The sequence below is a fragment of the Pseudomonas sp. Z5-35 genome (assembly GCF_051131945.1).
Taxonomy (GTDB): Bacteria; Pseudomonadota; Gammaproteobacteria; order Pseudomonadales; family Pseudomonadaceae; genus Aquipseudomonas; species Aquipseudomonas marvdashtae.
In genome coordinates, this window is the sequence record NZ_CP071640.1 from 2,153,138 (window position 1) to 2,172,964 (window position 19,827).

18 protein-coding genes are annotated in these 19,827 nt (G+C 62.7%); 7 read left to right on the forward strand and 11 right to left on the reverse strand.

The annotated features are described in order from the left end of the window. Nucleotides 1-330 precede the first annotated feature (330 nt). The 7 genes from J3P95_RS10145 to J3P95_RS10175 all read left to right on the forward strand — a co-directional run bounded on the left by J3P95_RS10145 (nt 331) and on the right by J3P95_RS10175 (nt 6,861). A complete protein-coding gene (locus J3P95_RS10145) occupies nt 331-1,152 on the forward strand; it encodes an alpha/beta fold hydrolase (RefSeq protein WP_434562629.1) in 822 nt (273 codons plus the stop codon). Nucleotides 1,153-1,212: 60 nt separating this feature from the next. Beyond that, a complete protein-coding gene (locus J3P95_RS10150; protein ID WP_434577484.1) occupies nt 1,213-2,160 on the forward strand; it encodes a LysR family transcriptional regulator in 948 nt (315 codons plus the stop codon). After that, complete coding sequence (locus tag J3P95_RS10155) at nt 2,157-2,570, forward strand: DoxX family protein (protein ID WP_434626518.1); 414 nt, start codon at nt 2,157-2,159, stop codon at nt 2,568-2,570. Before J3P95_RS10150 ends, J3P95_RS10155 begins: the two co-directional genes overlap by 4 nt. Beyond that, entirely contained in the window at nt 2,563-3,189 is a 627-nt protein-coding gene (locus J3P95_RS10160) for an antibiotic biosynthesis monooxygenase (protein WP_434577480.1), read from the forward strand. Before J3P95_RS10155 ends, J3P95_RS10160 begins: the two co-directional genes overlap by 8 nt. Nucleotides 3,190-3,343: 154 nt before the next feature. After that, nucleotides 3,344-5,182, forward strand: coding sequence for an amidohydrolase (locus J3P95_RS10165; RefSeq protein WP_434577478.1), 1,839 nt, complete (start codon nt 3,344-3,346; stop codon nt 5,180-5,182). A 43-nt stretch (nt 5,183-5,225) separates the two neighbouring features. Further along, entirely contained in the window at nt 5,226-5,855 is a 630-nt protein-coding gene (gene ycaC, locus J3P95_RS10170; RefSeq protein ID WP_030141308.1) for an isochorismate family cysteine hydrolase YcaC, read from the forward strand. Nucleotides 5,856-5,982: 127 nt separating this feature from the next. Next, nucleotides 5,983-6,861, forward strand: a complete 879-nt coding sequence (locus tag J3P95_RS10175; protein ID WP_434577476.1) for a LysR family transcriptional regulator — start codon at nt 5,983-5,985, stop codon at nt 6,859-6,861. Between the two features lie 55 nt (nt 6,862-6,916). Here J3P95_RS10175 and J3P95_RS10180 read toward each other — a convergent pair whose 3' ends face one another. The 11 genes from J3P95_RS10180 to nuoE form a co-directional block, all read right to left on the reverse strand. Then, a complete protein-coding gene (locus tag J3P95_RS10180; RefSeq protein ID WP_434562639.1) occupies nt 6,917-7,390 on the reverse strand; it encodes a hemerythrin domain-containing protein in 474 nt (157 codons plus the stop codon). Between the two features lie 447 nt (nt 7,391-7,837). After that, on the reverse strand, nt 7,838-9,301 hold the full coding sequence (nuoN, locus tag J3P95_RS10185; protein ID WP_434577474.1) for an NADH-quinone oxidoreductase subunit NuoN: 1,464 nt from the start codon (nt 9,299-9,301) through the stop codon (nt 7,838-7,840). Nucleotides 9,302-9,308: 7 nt separating this feature from the next. Further along, complete coding sequence (gene nuoM, locus J3P95_RS10190) at nt 9,309-10,841, reverse strand: NADH-quinone oxidoreductase subunit M (protein WP_434562643.1); 1,533 nt, start codon at nt 10,839-10,841, stop codon at nt 9,309-9,311. A gap of 39 nt (nt 10,842-10,880) precedes the next feature. Continuing rightward, the gene (gene nuoL / locus J3P95_RS10195; RefSeq protein WP_434577472.1) at nt 10,881-12,734 is read right to left on the reverse strand and encodes an NADH-quinone oxidoreductase subunit L; all 1,854 of its coding nucleotides are present in this window, start codon (nt 12,732-12,734) and stop codon (nt 10,881-10,883) included. Continuing rightward, complete coding sequence (nuoK, locus tag J3P95_RS10200; protein WP_003180046.1) at nt 12,731-13,039, reverse strand: NADH-quinone oxidoreductase subunit NuoK; 309 nt, start codon at nt 13,037-13,039, stop codon at nt 12,731-12,733. The genes nuoL and nuoK overlap by 4 nt, the downstream gene beginning before the upstream one ends. A 4-nt stretch (nt 13,040-13,043) precedes the next feature. Further along, the gene (nuoJ, locus tag J3P95_RS10205) at nt 13,044-13,544 is read right to left on the reverse strand and encodes an NADH-quinone oxidoreductase subunit J (RefSeq protein ID WP_039592868.1); all 501 of its coding nucleotides are present in this window, start codon (nt 13,542-13,544) and stop codon (nt 13,044-13,046) included. Between the two features lie 9 nt (nt 13,545-13,553). Next, a complete protein-coding gene (gene nuoI / locus J3P95_RS10210; RefSeq protein WP_072392816.1) occupies nt 13,554-14,102 on the reverse strand; it encodes an NADH-quinone oxidoreductase subunit NuoI in 549 nt (182 codons plus the stop codon). Between the two features lie 11 nt (nt 14,103-14,113). Continuing rightward, complete coding sequence (gene nuoH / locus J3P95_RS10215) at nt 14,114-15,121, reverse strand: NADH-quinone oxidoreductase subunit NuoH (protein ID WP_186609329.1); 1,008 nt, start codon at nt 15,119-15,121, stop codon at nt 14,114-14,116. Beyond that, nucleotides 15,118-17,832: an NADH-quinone oxidoreductase subunit NuoG gene (gene nuoG / locus J3P95_RS10220; RefSeq protein ID WP_434577469.1), complete on the reverse strand. Its 2,715-nt coding sequence runs from the start codon at nt 17,830-17,832 to the stop codon at nt 15,118-15,120. The genes nuoH and nuoG overlap by 4 nt, the downstream gene beginning before the upstream one ends. Nucleotides 17,833-17,974: 142 nt before the next feature. Beyond that, a complete protein-coding gene (gene nuoF / locus J3P95_RS10225; protein ID WP_434562649.1) occupies nt 17,975-19,333 on the reverse strand; it encodes an NADH-quinone oxidoreductase subunit NuoF in 1,359 nt (452 codons plus the stop codon). Further along, on the reverse strand, nt 19,330-19,827 hold the full coding sequence (gene nuoE / locus J3P95_RS10230; protein ID WP_186637683.1) for an NADH-quinone oxidoreductase subunit NuoE: 498 nt from the start codon (nt 19,825-19,827) through the stop codon (nt 19,330-19,332). Before nuoE ends, nuoF begins: the two co-directional genes overlap by 4 nt.

The following is a 19,827-nucleotide window of genomic DNA, read 5'->3' on the forward strand; positions in this document are numbered from 1 at the left end:
CCTGGTCAGGGGTTGTACCTGAGCATATTCCTCAGGTTTTGCGCCCAGCGCAACGGTGGGTAGCTTCCATGGAACGATGGGCAAACGCCGATCCCCGTGGCGAGGGAGCTTGCTCCCGCTGGGTCGCGAAGCGGCCCCAAAAGCCCGTTTCCCCATAAATCTGGCACACCGAGGTGACAGTTCCGGGGCTGCTACGCAGCCCAGCGGGAGCAAGCTCCCTCGCCACAAAAAAAAGCGCCTCGATCGCGGAAAAATTAACAACGTTTAACTCACGCCTGTGCCCCTTGTGACCGGACCATGAAGCCTCTATCCACCTCAAGGAGTCATGTCATGAGCACGTTCATCACCCGCGACGGCACAGAGATCTACTACAAGGATTGGGGCAGCGGCCAACCGGTGGTCTTCAGTCACGGCTGGCCGTTGAACTCCGACAGTTGGGAGGCGCAGATGATGTTCCTGGCCTCCAACGGCTATCGGGTGATCGCCCATGACCGTCGGGGTCACGGACGTTCCAGCCAGCCCTGGGACGGCAATGACATGGACACCTACGCTGACGATCTGGCCGAACTGATCGAGCGCCTGGACTTGAAGAACGCCGTGCTGCTCGGTTTCTCCACCGGCGGTGGTGAAGTGGCGCGCTACATCGGTCGTCATGGCGCCGCTCGCGTCGCCAAGCTTGGCCTGATCTCGGCGGTTACACCGCTGATGCTCAAGACTGCGGCCAACCCCGGCGGATTGCCCATCGAGGTGTTCGACGGCTTCCGCCAGGCCTCACTGGCCGATCGTTCTCAGCTATACAAGGATGTGGCCAGCGCGTTTTTTGGCGCCAACCGCCCGGGCGCCAAAGTCTCCCAGGGCATGATCGACTGGTTCTGGATGCAGGGCATGCTCGCCGGCCACAAGAACACTTATGACTGCATCAAGGCGTTCTCGGAGACCGACCTTTCCGAAGACCTGCGCAACATCGACGTGCCGACCCTGGTGGTGCATGGCGATGACGACCAGGTGGTGCCGATCGAAACCGCTGGCGTCGCTGCCGCCAAGCTGCTCAAGAACGCGCAGCTGCTGGTCTACCCGGGCGCGCCCCACGGCCTGACCGACACCCACAAGGACCGCTTGAACGCGGACCTGCTGGCGTTCATCCAGGGCTGAGGCGTACCGGCGCGGGCCTGCGCCTGCGCCGGTACTCGGCATTCAACAGGAACGACACCCATGAACCGCAACGATTTACGCCGCCTCGACATGAACCTGCTGGTGATCTTCGAGGCGCTGATGTTCGAGAAGAACCTGACCCGCGTAGCCGAAAAGCTGTTCATGGGCCAGCCGGCGGTGAGCGCGGCGCTGGGGCGACTGCGGGATCTGTTCGATGACCCGCTGTTGATCCGTCATGGCCGCGGCATGGAGCCCACGCCGCGAGCCCTGGCGATCCTGCAGGAGCTGCAACCGGCCATGGACACGATCTCCGGCGCGGTCAGCCGGGCCAAGGCATTCGACCCGTCCACCAGTTGCGACGTGTTTCGCATCGGTCTGTCCGACGATGCCGAATTCGGCTTGTTCCCGCCCTTGCTGAGCCAACTGCGCGAAGAAGCCCCGGGCATCATCGTGGTGGTGCGGCGGGCCAATTTCCTGCTGATGTCGTCGCTGCTGGCCAGCGGTGAAATCAGCGTCGGCGTCAGTTACACCACCGACCTGCCGGCCAATGCCAAGCGCAAGAAACTGCGGGACATCCCCTGCAGAGTCTTGCGTGGCGACAAGCGCCCGGGGCCGCTGACCCTGGACGAGTACTGCTCGCGGCCCCACGCCATGGTTTCGTTCTCGGGCGACCTGAGCGGCAACATCGACCTGGACCTGGCGCGCATCGGCCGGGCCCGCAAAGTCGTGCTCGCGGTGCCGCAATTCAGCGGCCTGCGCGCGTTGCTGGCCGGCACCGAGCTGATCGCCACTGTGCCGGACTACGCCGCCTGTGCGCTGGTGGAAGGTTGCGCGCTGCGCGCCGAAGACCCGCCGTTCGAGATCAATGCCGCCGAGTTGTCGATGGTCTGGAGCGGGGTGCATGACAACGACCCTGCCGAGCGCTGGCTGCGCTCGCGCATCGCCACGCACATGTCCCAACCGCTGCCGGCAGCCGCCTCGACGGACCCGGCCGGAGCTCACCGATGAACATCTTTGACGAGCGCCGCATGCACGACCTGGGCTTACTGTTCCTGCGCCTGAGTGGCGCGCTGATTCTGCTGTGGGTCCATGGCCTGCCAAAGCTTTTGAACTACAGCGCCGAGCTGAGCCGCATCGAAGACCCGTTCCACCTTGGCGCCGCGCCGACACTGATATTGGCGATCTTTGCCGAAGTGCTCTGCCCGTTGCTGATCATGGCCGGCGTGCTGGTGCGCCTGGCGTGCCTGCCCATCCTGTTTCTGCTGGCGGTTGCGCTGCTGGTGGTGCACCCGCAGTGGAGCCTGGAGGAAGGGCAGTTCGGCTGGTTGCTGCTGATTATATTTACCAGCGTGTTCATTGCCGGCCCTGGTGGCCTGGCGATCAATACGCGTTTTGCTGGAGTGCGTCACCATGCCTGAATCTCAAACCATCAAGTCCACCGCACCGAACGCGACACCCGGTTTTGACGAAATCGTCACCCTGGTGGTCAAGCACCGGATCAAGGCCGGCCAGGACGGTGCCTATGAAGCCTGGCTGCGACGCATCGTCAGCGTCGCCGGTCAGTGGCCCGGGCATTTGGGCGTGGACGTGGTCCGGGGCAAGCAGGGCGGGTTGTCCTTGTTTACCTGCGTGCTGCGTTTCTGCTCCACCGACGCCATGCAGCGCTGGCTCGATTCCCCCGAGCGCCGTGAACTGGTGGAAGAGGCCGCGCCCCTCTTGGCCGATGGCGACCAGACCGAAGTCGCGCCGCATAAAGAGTTCTGGTTCGCCCCGCTGGCGGATGCCTCGGCGCCGCCGCCGCGCTGGAAGCAATCGGTGGTGACGCTGCTGGTCATCCTGCCGCACACCTTGCTGGTGCCGTTGCTCTGGGGGCCTTTGCTGCAACTCAACGCGTTTCTATCCAACTACGTGGTCGCGACGTTCCTGATCACCGTGACCATCGTGCTTTCGGTGGTGTACGTGTGCATGCCGCTGGCGACGCGCTTGTTCGCGCCGTGGCTGGAAGCCTCTACAGCCCACGAACACCTGGAGCCCTAGCAGCGCCGAACTTTTGTGACAAGCACGGTTGTGGCGAGGGAGCTTGCTCCCGCTGGACGCGTAGCGTCCGCTCTTGGGGCCGCTTCGCAGCCCAGCGGGAGCAAGCTCCCTCGCCACGGATTTGTACGCACATTCATTGTTGAAGGAAAAACCGATGAACGCCGATCTGATTCTGTTCAATGGCCAGTTCCACACCGTCGACCGCGAGAAACCTCGTGCCAGCGCGGTTGCCATCAGCCAGGGGCGCTTCGTCGCCGTGGGCACCGACGCCGAGGCCATGGCCTTGCGCGGCAGCGGCACCCAGGTCGTCGACCTCAAGGGTCGCACCGTCATTCCCGGGCTCAACGACTCGCACTTGCACTTGATCCGTGGCGGCTTGAACTACAACCTGGAGCTGCGCTGGGAAGGTGTGCCATCGCTGGCCGACGCCTTGCGCATGCTCAAGGACCAGGCCGATCGCACACCGACCCCGCAATGGGTACGGGTGGTGGGGGGCTGGAACGAATTCCAGTTCGCCGAAAAGCGCATGCCGACCCTGGAAGAACTCAACCAGGCGGCTCCCGATACGCCAGTGTTCGTCTTGCACCTGTATGACCGCGCCTTGCTCAATCGCGCCGCGCTGCGCGTCGCCGGTTATACCCGCGACACGCCGAACCCGCCCGGCGGCGAGATCGTTCGCGATGCCAACGGGAACCCGACCGGCATGCTGGTGGCGCGGCCCAACGCGATGATCCTTTACTCGACGCTGGCGAAAGGGCCGAAGTTGCCGCTGGAATATCAGGTCAACTCCACTCGCCAGTTCATGCGCGAACTCAATCGCCTGGGCCTGACCAGCGCCATCGACGCCGGCGGCGGTTACCAGAACTACCCGGACGATTACCAAGTCATCGAGCAGTTGGCCCGCGAGCAGCAGTTGACGGTGCGCATCGCCTACAACCTGTTCACCCAGAAGCCCAAGGAAGAGCTCACTGACTTCAAGAACTGGACCGGCAGCGTCAAGTTGCACCAGGGCGATGACTTCCTGCGGCACAACGGCGCCGGTGAAATGCTGGTGTTCTCGGCGGCGGATTTCGAGGACTTCCTCGAGCCGCGTCCGGACCTGCCGCCAGGCATGGAGCAGGACCTGGAGCCGGTGGTCCGCCATCTGGTCGAGCAGCGCTGGCCGTTCCGCCTGCACGCCACGTATGACGAATCCATCAGCCGTATGCTCGACGTGTTCGAGAAGGTCAACCGCGACATTCCGTTCAACGGCCTGCCCTGGTTCTTCGACCACGCCGAGACCATCACGCCGAAGAACATCGAGCGCGTCCGTGCACTGGGCGGCGGCATTGCCATCCAGGACCGCATGGCCTTCCAGGGCGAATATTTTGTCGACCGCTACGGCGCCAAGGCCGCCGAAGCCACTCCGCCGATCAAGCGCATGCTCGCCGAAGGCGTGCCGGTGGGAGCTGGCACCGACGCCACCCGCGTGTCGAGCTACAACCCGTGGACCTCGTTGTACTGGATGGTCAGCGGCCGTACGGTTGGCGGTCTTTCCTTGCATGAAGAAGGCCTGCCGCGCCTGACCGCCTTGGAGCTGTTCACCCACGGTAGCGCCTGGTTCTCGTCGGAGCAGGGCAAGAAGGGCCAGATCAAGGTCGGCCAACTGGCGGACCTGGCGGCCCTGAGCGCGGATTTCTTCAGCGTCGAGGAAGAAGCCATCAAGTGGATCGAATCGGTGCTGACCGTGGTGGACGGCAAGGTGGTCTACGCCGCCGGCGACTTCGAAAAACTCGGCCCGGCCAGCGTCCCGGTACTGCCGGACTGGTCGCCGGTGGTCAAGGTTCCCGGCCACTGGCGCCCGGCTTCGCCACTGCAGGCGCAAGTCCACCAGTGCAGCGGGCCGTGCAAGGTGCATTCCCATAGCCACGAACGGGCGCGTTTGTCGAACGTGCCGGTCAGCGACTTCCAGGGGTTCTGGGGCGCGTTTGGCTGTTCGTGCTTTGCGTTCTGATTGACACACCCATTTCCCTACATCCATCCAAAGGAGTCATCTCATGAGCAACGTTCCCGCTTACAACCGTCTGAACAAGGACGACGCGGTGGTCCTGCTGGTCGACCACCAGACTGGCCTGATTTCCCTGGTCCAGGATTTTTCGCCCAACGAGTTCAAGAACAACGTACTGGCGCTGGCTGACCTGGCGAAGTTCTTCGGCCTGCCGACCATCCTGACCACCAGCTTCGAACAAGGCCCCAACGGACCGATCGTGCCGGAGCTCAAGGAAATGTTCCCAGACGCGCCGTACATTCCGCGTCCAGGCCAGATCAATGCCTGGGACAACGAAGACTTCGTCAAGGCGATCAAGGCCACCGGCCGCAAGCAACTGATCATCGCCGGCGTGGTGACCGATGTCTGCGTGGCGTTCCCGACCCTGTCGGCCCTGGCTGAAGGTTTCGACGTATTTGTCGTGACCGACGCCTCGGGCACCTTCAACGAAACCGTGCAACAAGCCGCCTGGGTGCGCATGACCGCTGCCGGCGCGCAGATGATGAACTGGTTCTCGGTGGCGTGTGAGCTGCATCGCGACTGGCGCAACGACATCGAAGGGCTGGGCAACCTGCTGTCCCAGCGCATTCCGAACTACCGCAACCTGATGAACAGCTACTCGGCGCTGACGGCCAAGTAAGTTGTCGACTGGCTGAACGATGCCCGCCGATGTGCGGGCATTTTTCGTTCTGGCCGACCACCGCAGGTTTTGTATTTGGGTTGAAATCTCCCTATAAAGGCTGTGACTGTCCACCCCTGGAATGACAATGAACCCCTTCGAAGAAATGCGCATCTTTGCCCAGGTCATGGAGTCCGGCAGTTTCACTGCGGCGGCGGACAAGCTCGGGCTGTCCAAGCAGTTCGTCAGCCGCAAGCTCATGGAGCTGGAGCAACGCCTCGGGGTGCGCCTGCTCAATCGCTCGACGCGGCGGCTGGACGTGACGCCCTTGGGCCAGCGTTACTACGAGGCGGCGCTGCGCCTGCTCAGTGAAGTCGAGCAAGTGGAGCAGGGCATCAGCGGCCAGACCAGCGAGCCGCGCGGGACCATTCGGCTCAGCGCCCCGTTGTCCTTCGCCGTGGCGCACTTGGGCAGCCTGCTGCCGCTGTTCCTGCAGCGCTATCGGGATGTCAGCGTCGAAGTTGACCTGAGCGACCGTTCGGTGGACCTGCTCGGCGAAGGTTATGATCTGGCGCTGAGGATTGGCGTGCTGGAGGATTCGACACTGATTGCCCGGCGTATTGCGACCATCGAACGGGTGTACTGCGCCAGTCCCGCCTACCTGACGCAACGGGGCATGCCAACGCGACCTGAAGACCTGTGCAACCACGATTGCTTGCCTTACGGGCACAGCCGTCAGGTGCAGTGGCGATTCGAAGGAAATGGCAAACCGTTGACGCTGGAAGTGGCGGGGCGCATGCGCGCCAATAACGGTGACCTGCTCAGGGACGCGGCCATTGCCGGCATGGGCATCACGTATCTGCCGACATTCATTCTCGGCGAAGCGTTAAAGGACGGTCGCCTGGTCAAGCTGCTGGAGGGTTTCGAAACCGAGCCGTTGGCCCTGTCGGCGGTCTACCCGCATCATCGCCAGGGCTCCCGGCCAGTACAGGCGTTGGTTGAGTTCCTGCGCGAGCAGATGCAATAAAGGCGTAGACGCGCACTCAGCCGTCCTGGGACGGCTGAAGCTTAAAGGCGCTTGATCAAGCGGCCAGGTTGGCGCTGAACTCTTTCTTGTACTGGGCTTTCACGGCTTCCATCTGATTGCCCAGCTCATCGAGTTTAGCCTTGCCGAGGATCTTCTGGGCTTTGGGGAACATTTCTTCCTCTTCCTCCTCGATGTGATGCTCCAACAGTTCTTTGACCACTTTCACGCGACCCGCGAATTCAGGCTGGGAAGGGTCGGTGTTTTTCAGGTCTGGCAGCACCAACGAGTCTACGGTGCGGTGTTCTTCCTTGGCCTCGTAATACATCTCGGCCTCTTCCTTGTCACCCGCCTCTTTGAAGGCTGGATAGAGAATTTCTTCTTCCAGGCGCGTATGGATAGACACTTCCATTTCAAGCTTAGCCAACAGTTCGGTGCGTTTCTTGAGCGCGCGGTCGGTGGACTCGCTCAATTGGGACAGGATGCCCTTTACGCGTTCATGGTCGGCTTTCAACAGGTCGATGGCGTTCATATGTAGCTCCTGGCAATTCACGGATGCGGGCAGGCTTCAAGCGCCGACGCCGCGTAACAAGGACAGGTGCATCCACCGTGCCAGCCGAGTCGCTTGATAAAACTCTTTGTAATCAATGACTTGAATTATCGAGACTTTTCAGCATCGTGCAGGCTGCATGAGGCCCGCTGAAAATGCCTTGCACTTTGCGCTGCCGAGGGCACTGGTGGCGAAAAATTAATCAAACCTAATAACAATCTCGGAAAACCACCAAACCGTGGCGAGGGAGCTTGCTCCCGCTCGGCTGCGTAGCAGTCGTAAAAATCTGCCTGACCTGACGCGGTAAAGCGATGGGGCTGCTACGCAACCCAGCGGGAGCAAGCTCCCTCGCCACGGTTTCAAATCCAGCTCAAAAAAAATGCCCGCATCTCACGATACGGGCATTTGTCAGCGATGACGCTCAGGCAATCAACCCGTCAACCCAGCCTGCTGGACCAGCGTCAGCAACGGCTGCGGGTACACGCCGAGGAAGAACGCCAACACGGCGATGGCCAGCAGCATCACGCCGCCTGCCTTCTGCTCCCAGTGCAACTCGGCGTCGTGGCGACGCAGGTTCGGTTCCATCAGGTACAGGGTGACCATCACGCGCAGGTAGTAGAACACGCCGATGGCACTGCCCAGCACCAGGGAGCCGACCAGCCACCATTGGTGGGCCTCGACGCCGGTGGCGATGATGTAGAACTTGCCGATGAAGCCGGCGGTCAGCGGGATGCCGGCCAGGGACAGCATCATCACGGTCAGCACGGCGGTCAGGTACGGACGGCGCCAGAACAGGCCGCGGTATTCGTACAGGGCGTCGGCGTCGCGGCCGTTGTACGGCGAGGACATCAGGGTGATCACACCGAAGGCGCCGAGGCTGGTGATCACGTAGGTCACCAGGTAGACGCCGATGGCTTCGACGGCCAGGCCTTTGCTGGCGATCAACGCGATCAGCAGGTAGCCGAAGTGGGCGATGGACGAGTAACCCAGCAGACGCTTGAGGTTGCTCTGGGTCAGCGCCAGCAGGTTGCCGAACAGGATCGACGCGATGGCGATGATGGTCAGAACGTTGCTCAGTACGCCGCTGCTCGCCACTGGAGAGATCTGGAACAGCCGCACCATCACCGCGAACACCGCCACTTTCGAAGCAGTGGCGAGGAACGCCGCCACGGGGGCCGGGGCGCCTTCGTAGACGTCCGGGGTCCAGAGGTGGAAGGGTACCAGCGACAGCTTGAACGACAGGCCGATCAGCATCATGCCCAGGCCCAGTTGCGCGAGCGGGCTTGGCAGGCCGGTGGCCGCCAAGGCCTGGCCGATGCCGACGAAGCTCAAGGTGCCGGCGTCGGCGTAGAGCAGGGCCATGCCGAACAACAGAAACGCGGAACCGGCTGCCGACAGCACCATGTATTTGATGCCGGCTTCCAGGGAGCGCTTGTTGAAGAAGGCGTAGGCCACCAGGCCGTAGACAGGCACCGACAACAGCTCCAGGCCGATGAACAGGCTGGCCAGGTGCTGCGCGCTGACCAGGACCAGGCCACCGGCGGCGGCCATCAGGATCAGCAGGTACAGTTCTTCGCGGTTGCCTGGGTAACCCGAACCGCCATCACCCAAGTAGGCATGGGCGAGGGTAACGCAGGCGAGGGTGGCGACCAGGATCAGCGCCATATAGAGGCAGGCGAAACTGTCGATCTGCACCAGCGGCGTGACCGCCAGGGGCGCGACTTTCAGGGCCGGCAAGATCGACAGCAAGGCCAGGTTCAGCCCCGCCACCGACAGCAGGAAGGTCTGCGAGTGATTGCGCCGCCAGGCGATCGCCAGCATCACCACGATGATCGTGGCGCTGGTGATCAGCAGCGGCGCAAGCGCGATAAAGTGTTGAATCGTGAATTCCATAGCGCTCTTACCGGGCCGAAGCGAGTTGAGAGAAGGCGGTGCCAAGCCACTGCTGCACGCCATGCATCGTGGCGGCGGACGTGTCGAGGAACGGCTGCGGGTAGACGCCGAGATAAACCAGTAGCACCGCAAGGCCAAGCACCATGATCAATTCGCGACCGTCCATGCCCCGCAACACTTCGTCCGACTTGGTCGGACCGAAGTAGGCGCGGTGGATCATGATCAGCGAGTAGACCGAACCGAACACCAGGCCGGACGTGGCAATCGCCGTGATCCAAGGTGCGCTGACGAACGAGCCGATCAGGATCAGGAACTCGCCGACGAAGTTGCCGGTGCCCGGCAGGCCCAGGGACGCGGCGGCGAAGAACAGGCTGATCGCCGGCAGGTAGGCGATGCGCGACCAGATGCCGCCCATTTCACGCATGTCCCGGGTGTGCAGGCGCTCGTACAGCTGGCCGCTGAGGATGAACAGCGCCGCCGCCGACAGGCCGTGGGCCAACATTTGGATCACCGCGCCTTGCAGGGCGAGCTGGCTGCCGGAGTAGATCCCGATCAGCACGAAGCCCATGTGCGAGACGCTGGAGAAGGCGATCAGGCGCTTGATGTCGCTCTGGGCAAACGCCAGGAACGCACCGTAGAAAATCCCGATCAGGCCCAGGGTCATGGCAATCGGCGCGAACTCGGCCGAGGCATTCGGGAACAGCGGCAGGGCGAAGCGCAGCAGGCCGTAGGCCGCCGTTTTCAGCAGGATACCGGCCAGGTCCACGGAACCGGCGGTCGGTGCCTGGGCGTGGGCGTCCGGCAGCCAGGAGTGAAACGGCACCACCGGCAGCTTCACCGCGAAAGCGATGAAGAAGCCCAGCATCAGCACGTACTCGGTGGTACGCGACATCTGCACTTTCAACAGGTCGGCGTAGTTGAAAGTAATCACGCCGGTGTTGTTGAAGTTCACCAGCACCAGGCCAAGGATCGCCACCAACATGATCAGGCCGGAAGCCTGGGTGAAGATGAAGAACTTGGTCGCCGCGTAGATCCGGGTTTTCTTGCCGTCCGAAGAACTATGACCCCAGAGCGCGATGAGGAAGTACATCGGCACCAGCATCATTTCCCAGAAGAAGAAGAACATGAACAGGTCCAGCGCCAGGAACACGCCGACGACACCGCCCAGGATCCACATCAGGTTCAGGTGGAAGAAACCGACGTGACGCTGGATCTCTTTCCAGGAGCAGAGTACCGAGAGGATACCCAGCAGGCCGGTCAGCAGGATCATCAGCAGCGACAGGCCGTCGAGGGCCAGGTGCACGCTGATGCCGAAGCGCGCGATCCAGACATGCTTGAATTCAAGCGCCCAGGTCGGGTCGGCGCCAGGCGCCGGTGCAAATGAATAGTCGCCGGTCGCCCACAGCCAGAGGCCGAGCGCGAGTTCCAGGGACATGGTCAGCAGCGCAATCCAGCGCGGGAGGGTGGAGCTGGAGCGCTCCGCCATCCAGCACAGCAGGCCGCCGATGAAGGGGATCAGGATTAGCCAGGGCAGAATCATGACGGGCTCGTTTCCTTTCGCAAGTTCGCAAGGTTCATATCAGACCGCTACCAGCACGATGGCGCCGATAACCAGCACGGCGCCAGCCGCCATGGAAGCCGCATACCAACGCAGTTGACCGGTCTCGGTACGGCTCAGGGCAGTGTGGCCGCCCTTGGCCATGCGCGGGATCAGGCCAATGGTCTGGTCGAGCGGGTCTTTGCGCAGAATGTGGCTGATCGCAAGGTATGGCTTGACGAACAGTTTGTCGTAGATCCAATCGAAGCCCCAGGCGGCGAACCACCAGGCTGAGAGGAAACGCCCGATGCCGCTGTTGGCGATGGCCGTGACGAAGCGGCGCTTGCCGAGGAACAGCAGGGCCGCCAGCAGGATTCCCGCCAGGGCGATGGCACCCGAGGCGATTTCCAGGCTGTGCTTGGCTTCGCCGCCGGCATGACCGACGCTTTGCGGCAGCACATCGGCCAGCGGCGGGGTGATCATGGCGCCAACGAAGGTCGACAGCACGATCAGCACCGACAGCGGCAGCCAATGGGCGATGCCATGGCCGGCGTGGGCTTCAGTCTTGGCTTCACCATGGAACGCGATGAAGATCAGGCGGAAGGTGTACAGCGAGGTCATGAACGCACCCACCAGACCTGCGTAGAGCAGACCCTGGTTACCGCTGGCAAACGCTTCCCAGAGGATCTCGTCCTTGGAGTAGAAACCGGCGGTGACCAGTGGCAGGGCCGCCAGGGCCGCGCCGCCGACGATGAAGCTGGCGTAGGCCAACGGCAGTTTTTTCCACAGGCCGCCCATCTTGAAGATGTTCTGCTCGTGGTGGCAGGCCACGATCACCGCACCGGAAGCAAGGAACAGCAAGGCCTTGAAGAAGGCGTGGGTCATCAGGTGGAAGATCGCGCCTTCCCAGGCACCGACGCCCAGGGCCAGGAACATGTAGCCGATCTGGCTCATGGTCGAGTAGGCGAGGATGCGCTTGATGTCGGTCTGTACCAGGGCGGCAAAACCGGCCAGCACCAGGGTCACGCCACCGACGACGCCGACCAGGTGCAGGATGTCTGGCGCCAGGGCGAACAAGCCGTGGGTACGGGCGATCAGGTAGACGCCGGCGGTGACCATGGTTGCGGCGTGAATCAGCGCTGAAACCGGGGTCGGACCGGCCATCGCGTCCGCCAACCAGGTCTGCAGCGGCAGTTGCGCGGATTTACCGACGGCGCCGCCCAGCAGCATCAGGGTCGCCAGGACGATCCAGAAGTCGCCGGCCTTGAAATGCTCAGGCGCACGTACCAGCAGTTCCTGGATGTTCAGCGTGCCCAGTTGCTGGAACAGGATGAACAGGCCGATGGCCATGAACACGTCGCCGATCCGGGTCACGATGAAGGCCTTGAGTGCGGCGTTACCGTTGTTGCGGTTGCTGTAGTAGAAACCGATCAGCAAGTACGAGCACAGGCCCACGCCTTCCCAGCCGAAGTACAGGAACAACAGGTTATCGCCGAGCACCAGGAACAGCATGCTGGCGATGAACAGGTTGGTGTAGGCGAAGAAGCGCGAATAACCGGCCTCACCGCGCATGTACCAGGAGGCGAACAGGTGGATCAGGAAACCCACGCCGACCACCACGCCGAGCATGGTCACCGACAGGCCGTCCAGGTAGAGGGCGAAGTTCGGCGTGAAGCCTTCCACCGCCATCCACTGCCACAGCACCTGCACATACGCGCCACCTTCCGGCGGGGCAACGTTGAATTGCCAGATCACGTAGGCCGTGACGAGGGCGGACAGGCCGATGGAGCCCACGCCAACCAGCGCCGAAAGGTTTTCCGACCAGCGTCCACGAGAGAACGACAGCAGCAGGAAACCGATAAGGGGAAATACGAAAGTCAGGAAGAGAAGGTTCATCCGCGCATCTCGCTGGCAGCGTCAATATCGAGAGTGTGGAAGCGGCGGTACAGCTGCAACAGGATCGCCAGGCCGATACTGGCCTCGGCGGCTGCCAGGCTGATCACCAGGATGAACATGATTTGTCCATCCGGCTGCGCCCAGCGAGCGCCCGCGACAATGAACGCCAGGGCGGAGGCATTCATCATGACCTCCAGGCTCATCAGCACGAACAGTATGTTGCGGCGGACCATCAGGCCGACCAGACCGAGACAGAACAGGATGCCGGCAACCGCCAGACCATGCTCGAGAGGGATAGCAGGCATGTGATTACTCCTTCGCCTCGTTACGGCCCAAATGGAATGCCGTGACGACTGCGGCAAGCAGCAGCATCGAGGCGAGTTCGACCACCAGCAGGTACGGACCGAACAGGCTGATGCCCACGGCCTTGGCGTCTACGGTGGTGTGGCCGATGGCCTGGCCGCTCTGGTGGGCGAACAGCACATACAGCAGTTCACCCAGCAGCAGGGCGGACAGGATCACCGGTCCCGCCCAGATGCCGGGCTTGAGCCAGGCGCGTTCCTGCTGGATCGCCGCAGGGCCCAGGTTGAGCATCATCACCACGAACACGAACAGCACCATGATGGCGCCGGCGTAGGCGATTACTTCCAGGGCACCGGCAAACGGTGCACCGAGGGCGAAGAAGGTCATTGCCACGGCGATCAGCGAAATGATCAGGTAGAGCAGGGCGTGCACGGGGTTGGTGTTGGTGACCACACGAAGTGTGGAGACCACCGCGATACCCGATGCGAAATAGAAAGCGAATTCCATCTTTCTTCCTTAAGGCAGCAAGCTCTTCACGTTGATCGGTTCGGCTTCGTTCTGCGCGGCGCCTTTCGGCTTACCGGCAATGGCCATACCTGCAACACGATAGAAGTTGTAATCAGGGTTTTTACCGGGACCGGAAATCAGCAGATCTTCTTTCTCGTACACCAGGTCCTGACGCTTGAAATCGGCCATTTCGAAATCCGGCGTGAGCTGGATCGCGGTGGTCGGGCACGCCTCCTCGCAGAGTCCGCAGAAAATGCAGCGCGAGAAGTTGATACGGAAGAAGTCCGGGTACCAGCGACCGTCTTCGGTCTCGGCTTTCTGCAGCGAGATGCAACCGACAGGGCACGCCACGGCGCACAGGTTGCAGGCCACGCAGCGCTCTTCGCCGTCGGGGTCGCGGGTCAGGACAATGCGTCCGCGATAACGCGGCGCCAGGTAGACCGCTTCTTCCGGGTATTGCAGGGTGTCGCGCTTGCGAAAACCATGGCCGAAGATCATGACCAGGCTTCGCAGTTGGGTACCGGTACCCTTAACGATGTCGCCAATATATTTGAACATGGGTCAAATCCTCACTGAACCGCGGCCGCAGGCGCGTTCATCAAAACGATCGCAGCGGTCACCAGCATGTTGATCAGGGTCAGCGGCAGGCAGAACTTCCAGCTGAAATCCATCACCTGGTCGTAGCGCGGACGAGGGATCGAGGCGCGCAGCAGGACGAACAGCATGATGAAGAACGCGGTCTTCAGGGCGAACCAGACGAAGGACAGTTGCGGCAGGATGCCGAACGGACCGTGCCAGCCACCGAAGAACAGCGTCACCAGCAGCGCCGAGATCAGGATGATGCCGATGTACTCGCCGACAAAGAACATGCCCCATTTCATGCCGGCATATTCAATGTGGTAACCGTCGGCCAGTTCCTGTTCCGCTTCCGGCTGGTCGAAGGGGTGACGGTGAGTCACGGCCACGCCAGCGATGAAGAACGTACAGAAACCGAAGAACTGCGGAATGATGAACCACAGGTTCTGGGCCTGGTATTCGACGATGTCGCGCATGTTGAACGAACCGGCCTGGATCACGATGCCCATGAGCGACAGGCCCATGAACACTTCGTAGGACACGGTCTGGGCCGAGGCCCGCAGGCTGCCGAGCAGGGCGAACTTGTTGTTGCTCGACCAACCGGCGAACAGCACCGCATACACCGACAAACCGGCCATGGCGAAGAAGAACAGCAGGCCGATGTTCAGGTCCGCCACGCCCCAGGTCGGGGTGATCGGAATGACTGCGAAAGCAATCAGCAAGGCGCTCATGGCCACGACCGGTGCCAGGGTGAAGATCACCTTGTCGGCAAACGGCGGGGTCCAGTCTTCCTTGAAGAACATCTTGATCATGTCGGCGGCGATCTGGAACATGCCGAACGGGCCGACGCGGTTAGGACCGTAGCGGTCCTGCCACCAGCCCAGCAAGCGACGTTCGACGAAGCTCAGCAACGCGCCGCAGACCACCACGGCCAGCAGGATCACGATGGCCTTGAGGACCGTCAGGATCACGGCGATCACTTCAGGGGTGAACCAGCTCATTGCGCTGCCTCCTGCAGACCGTCGACGGTTTTGCCGAAAATCGCCGGTGGGATACCGGCCAGACCGGCCGGCAGGGCCACCAGGCCGGCGCCCAATTCTTCATTGATGCGCAGCGGCAGACGCAGGGTCTGGCCGGCCACGTTCAGGCTCAGCAGGGCGCCGTCATTGACGCCCAGGCGATCGGCTTCGGACTTGGCCAACGACACGTAGGCCGCAGGGATGCGTTCCTTGACCGGCTCGGCTTTGGAAGAGTTTTCTTCGCTGCCGAACAGGTGATGGAACGGCACGACCTGCCAAGTCCCCGGTGCCGGGTTGAAGGCGCGCGGCACGCTGGCGAACCAGCCGAGGCCATCGCCCTGGCTTTCGATCAGGCGGGTGCCCGGATCACCGGCGCGCAGGTGACCACCGACTTCGTCCTGGAACTTGTTCCACGCTTGTGGCGAGTTCCATCCTGGCGACCAGGCGAACGGCACTTGCGAGCGCGGTTCGGCGGAGCCCGAGTAACCTTCCATGGAGAAGGCGAACGCGGTGTCCTTGTCTTGGGAGGTGCGTGGTTCGTGAACGCTGATGTTGGCGCGCATCGCGGTGCGGCCGGAATAGCGCAGCGGTTCACGGGCCAGTTTCAACCCCTTGATACGGAACGCGGCGGACGGCGCGGCGTCGACGATGCGGTTCAGCTGTGGGCTGCTCGAGGCAACGGCCGCGGTGACGTGGTCCAGCTGCGTCCAGTCGATCGGCTGGTTCAGCAGGGTGGCGCGCAGGGCGTGCAGCCAGCGCCAGCCCTCATGCACCAGAATGCTGGCGTCCAGGTAAGTCGGGTCGAACACCTGGAAGAAGCGCTGGGCGCGACCTTCCTGGCTGACCAGCGTACCGTCGCCTTCGGCGAAGCTCGCCGCCGGCAGCACCAGGTCGGCGCGGTCGGTGGTGGCGGTTTTCTGATGGTCGGCGACGATCAGTATTTTCGCGGCATTCAGCGCGGCGTCGACCTTGGCGTTGTCAGTGCGGGTGAACAGGTCGTTCTCCAGCACCACGATGGCGTCGGCGTTGCCGTCGATCACCGCTTGCAGCGCGGCGTCCACCGATTCGCCACCGAGCATGGCCAGGCCGAGGCTGTTGGCTTCCGGCACGATCAGGCTGATGGAACCGTTCTTCTCGCGCAGCTTCAAGGCCTTGGCGATGTTGGCCGCGGCTTCGATCAGCGCCTTGGAACCCAGGGAAGTGCCGGCAATGATCAATGGGCGCTTGGCCGCCAGCAGGGCGTCGGCGATGCGTTGGGCGAGGGCGGCGGCTTCGCTGTCCAGGCCATCAACGGCCGGGGCACTGGCGTCCAGGGCGTGGGCGACGGCGAAACCGATGCGCGCCAGGTCGTCCGGAGCGGCGTGGACACATTCTTCGGCGATGTCGTCGAGCTTGGTTTCAGCGAGGCTGGCGATGAACAGTGGGTTCAGCGCGTGCTGGCCGATGTTCTTCACGGCGGCGTCGAGCCACGGCTGGACGCGCATGGCGTCGGCCATGTCCTCGGCCTTGCCCTTGACCGACTGGCGCAGGGACAGGGCCATTCGGGCGGCGGTCTGGGTCAGGTCTTCGCCAAGGACGAACACCGCATCGTGTTCTTCGATGTCGCGCATCGTCGGCACGGGCAGCGGGCTGTCCTTGAGCACTTGCAGCACCAGGCGAATACGTTCCAGCTCGCCGGCTTCGATGCCGCTGTAGAAGTGCTCGGCGCCGACCAGTTCACGCAGGGCGTAGTTGCTTTCCAGGCTGGCGCGAGGCGAACCGATGCCGACGATGTTGCGACCGCGCAGCAGTTCGGCGGCCTTGTCCAGGGCTTCGTCCAGGCTCAGCTTGGCGCCGCCCGCCAGTTGCGGCTGGCGTGGGCGATCCTTGCGATTGACATAGCCATAGCCGAAACGGCCACGGTCGCAGAGGAAATACTGGTTCACCGAACCGTTGTAGCGGTTCTCGATGCGCCGCAGTTCGCCGTAGCGTTCGCCCGGGCTGATGTTGCAACCGCTGGAGCAGCCGTGGCAGATGCTTGGCGAGAACTGCATGTCCCACTTGCGGTTGTAGCGCTCGGAGTGAGTCTTGTCGGTGAACACACCGGTCGGGCAGACCTCGGTGAGGTTGCCGGAGAACTCGCTTTCCAGGGTGCCGTCTTCAACGCGACCGAAGTACACGTTGTCGTGGGCGCCGAACACACCGAGGTCGGTGCCGCCGGCGTAGTCCTTGTAGAAACGCACGCAACGGTAGCAGGCGATGCAGCGGTTCATTTCGTGGGAAATGAACGGGCCGAGGTCCTGGTTCTGGTGGGTGCGCTTGGTGAAGCGATAACGGCGCTCGTTGTGGCCGGTCATCACGGTCATGTCTTGCAGGTGGCAATGGCCGCCTTCCTCACAGACCGGGCAGTCGTGAGGGTGGTTGGTCATCAGCCATTCGACGACGCTGGCGCGAAACACTTTCGCTTCTTCGTCGTCGATGGAGATCCAGCTGCCGTCGGTGGCGGGGGTCATGCAGGACATGACGATCCGACCACGCTTGTCGTTCTCGTCGGTGTACTGCTTGACCGCGCACTGGCGACAAGCGCCAACGCTGCCAAGGGCGGGGTGCCAGCAGAAATAAGGAATGTCGAGGCCCAGCGACAGACATGCCTGTAACAGGTTGTCTGCGCCATCGACTTCGAGCTCTTTGCCGTCTACGTGGATAGTGGCCATGGTTCAAAGTTCTTCGTTGGCCCGGTGTCAGCGGGCGTGGCTAATGGAATCTTGTTATTCGTCCGAATCCAAACAGCCTCGGTAAAAAGGCGTCATCGAACGAAAGGCAAAGGGCACGGACCCTTCGCCTTTTTAAGCATCGTTACGCGCCGACCATGGTCGGCGTGATCACCTGGTTGAGATCGCCTGCGCGGGTGGGCGCAATGCCGGCCTCGAATTCAGGGCGGAAGTATTTGATCGCGCTGCCCAATGGCTCCACGGCACCCGGTGCGTGTGCACAGAAGGTCTTGCCTGGGCCGAGGAAACCCACCAGCCCCAGCAGGGTCTCGATGTCGCCGGGCTGGCCCTGGCCGTTCTCGAGGGCCATCAGCAGCTTGACGCTCCATGGCAAGCCGTCGCGGCAAGGCGTGCAGAAACCGCAGGATTCACGGGAGAAAAACTGCTCCATGTTGCGCAGCAGGGAAACCATGTTGACGCTGTCGTCCACCGCCATCGCCAGGCCGGTACCCATGCGGGTGCCCACTTTGGCGATGCCGCCGGCATACATCTGGGCGTCCAGGTGCTCCGGCAACAGGAAGCCGGTACCGGCGCCGCCGGGCTGCCAGCACTTGAGCTTGTAGCCGTCGCGCATGCCGCCTGCGTAATCCTCGAACAGCTCGCGACCGGTGACGCCGAACGGCAGTTCCCACAGGCCAGGGTTCTTGACCTTGCCGGAGAAGCCCATGAGCTTGGTGCCCATGTCTTCGCTGCCGTCGCGGGCCAGGGATTTGTACCAGTCCACGCCGTCGGCAATGATCGCCGGCACGTTGCACAGGGTCTCGACGTTGTTCACGCAGGTCGGCTTGCCCCACACGCCTACGGCGGCAGGGAAGGGCGGCTTGGAGCGTGGGTTGGCGCGGCGGCCTTCCAGGGAGTTGATCAACGCGGTTTCTTCACCGCAGATGTAGCGCCCGGCACCGGTGTGGACGAACAGCTCGAAGTCAAAACCCGAGCCCAGGATGTTCTTGCCCAGCAGGCCCGCGGCCTTGGCTTCTTCCACGGCACGGTTCAGGTGCTTGGCGGCGGTGGTGTACTCGCCGCGCAGGAAGATGTAGCCACGGTAGGTCTTCAGCGCGCGTGCGCTGATCAGCATGCCTTCGATCAACAGATGGGGCAGTTGCTCCATCAGCATGCGGTCCTTCCAGGTGTTGGGTTCCATCTCGTCCGCGTTGCACAACAGGTAGCGGATGTTGATGGTCTCGTCCTTAGGCATCAGGCCCCACTTCACGCCCGTCGGGAAACCCGCGCCGCCGCGGCCCTTGAGGCCGGCGTCCTTGACGGTCTGGACGATGTCGTCGGCGGCCATGTCGGCGAATGCCTTGCGCGCGGCGACATAGCCGTTCTTGGCCTGGTATTCGTCCAGCCAGACCGCTTCGCCGTCGTCACGCAGGCGCCAGGTCAGCGGGTGGGTTTCGGCCGAACGCTGGATGCGGTTGGCGGGCCCGAAGGAAGTCAGGGTCATACGTAGCCCTCCAGCAGTTTGGCGACGCCATCCGGCTTGACGTCACCAAAGGTGTCGTCATCGATCATCAGCGCCGGAGCCTTGTCGCAGTTGCCCAGGCAGCACACCGGCAGCAGGGTGAAGCGGCCGTCGGCGGTGGTCTGGCCCAGGCCGATGCCCAGCTTGCTCTGGATCTCGTCGACCACCGACTCGTGGCCGCCGATGTAGCAGACCATGCTGTCGCAGACACGAATGATGTGCCGGCCCACTGGTTGGCGGAAAATCTGGCTGTAGAACGTCGCGACGCCCTCGACGTCGCTGGCCGGGATGCCAAGGATCTCGCCGATGGCGTAGAGCGCGCCATCAGGCACCCAGCCACGTTCCTTCTGGACGATCTTCAGGGCTTCGATCGACGCCGCGCGCGGGTCTTCGTAGTGATGCAGCTCGTGCTCGATGGCCGAGCGCTCGGTTTCGCTCAAGGCGAAACGGTCTGTCTGGATAAGCGTGCTGTTCAT

Bases quoted from the DNA above. Each gene is read 5' to 3' on its own strand.
- J3P95_RS10145 (WP_434562629.1), top strand. From the start codon at position 331: ATGAGCACGTTCATCACCCGCGACGGCACAGAGATCTACTACAAGGAT.
- J3P95_RS10150 (WP_434577484.1), top strand. From the start codon at position 1,213: ATGAACCGCAACGATTTACGCCGCCTCGACATGAACCTGCTGGTGATC.
- J3P95_RS10155 (WP_434626518.1), top strand. From the start codon at position 2,157: ATGAACATCTTTGACGAGCGCCGCATGCACGACCTGGGCTTACTGTTC.
- J3P95_RS10160 (WP_434577480.1), top strand. From the start codon at position 2,563: ATGCCTGAATCTCAAACCATCAAGTCCACCGCACCGAACGCGACACCC.
- J3P95_RS10165 (WP_434577478.1), top strand. From the start codon at position 3,344: ATGAACGCCGATCTGATTCTGTTCAATGGCCAGTTCCACACCGTCGAC.
- ycaC (WP_030141308.1), top strand. From the start codon at position 5,226: ATGAGCAACGTTCCCGCTTACAACCGTCTGAACAAGGACGACGCGGTG.
- J3P95_RS10175 (WP_434577476.1), top strand. From the start codon at position 5,983: ATGAACCCCTTCGAAGAAATGCGCATCTTTGCCCAGGTCATGGAGTCC.
- J3P95_RS10180 (WP_434562639.1), bottom strand. From the start codon at position 7,390: ATGAACGCCATCGACCTGTTGAAAGCCGACCATGAACGCGTAAAGGGC.
- nuoN (WP_434577474.1), bottom strand. From the start codon at position 9,301: ATGGAATTCACGATTCAACACTTTATCGCGCTTGCGCCGCTGCTGATC.
- nuoM (WP_434562643.1), bottom strand. From the start codon at position 10,841: ATGATTCTGCCCTGGCTAATCCTGATCCCCTTCATCGGCGGCCTGCTG.
- nuoL (WP_434577472.1), bottom strand. From the start codon at position 12,734: ATGAACCTTCTCTTCCTGACTTTCGTATTTCCCCTTATCGGTTTCCTG.
- nuoK (WP_003180046.1), bottom strand. From the start codon at position 13,039: ATGCCTGCTATCCCTCTCGAGCATGGTCTGGCGGTTGCCGGCATCCTG.
- nuoJ (WP_039592868.1), bottom strand. From the start codon at position 13,544: ATGGAATTCGCTTTCTATTTCGCATCGGGTATCGCGGTGGTCTCCACA.
- nuoI (WP_072392816.1), bottom strand. From the start codon at position 14,102: ATGTTCAAATATATTGGCGACATCGTTAAGGGTACCGGTACCCAACTG.
- nuoH (WP_186609329.1), bottom strand. From the start codon at position 15,121: ATGAGCTGGTTCACCCCTGAAGTGATCGCCGTGATCCTGACGGTCCTC.
- nuoG (WP_434577469.1), bottom strand. From the start codon at position 17,832: ATGGCCACTATCCACGTAGACGGCAAAGAGCTCGAAGTCGATGGCGCA.
- nuoF (WP_434562649.1), bottom strand. From the start codon at position 19,333: ATGACCCTGACTTCCTTCGGGCCCGCCAACCGCATCCAGCGTTCGGCC.
- nuoE (WP_186637683.1), bottom strand. From the start codon at position 19,827: ATGAACAGCACGCTTATCCAGACAGACCGTTTCGCCTTGAGCGAAACC.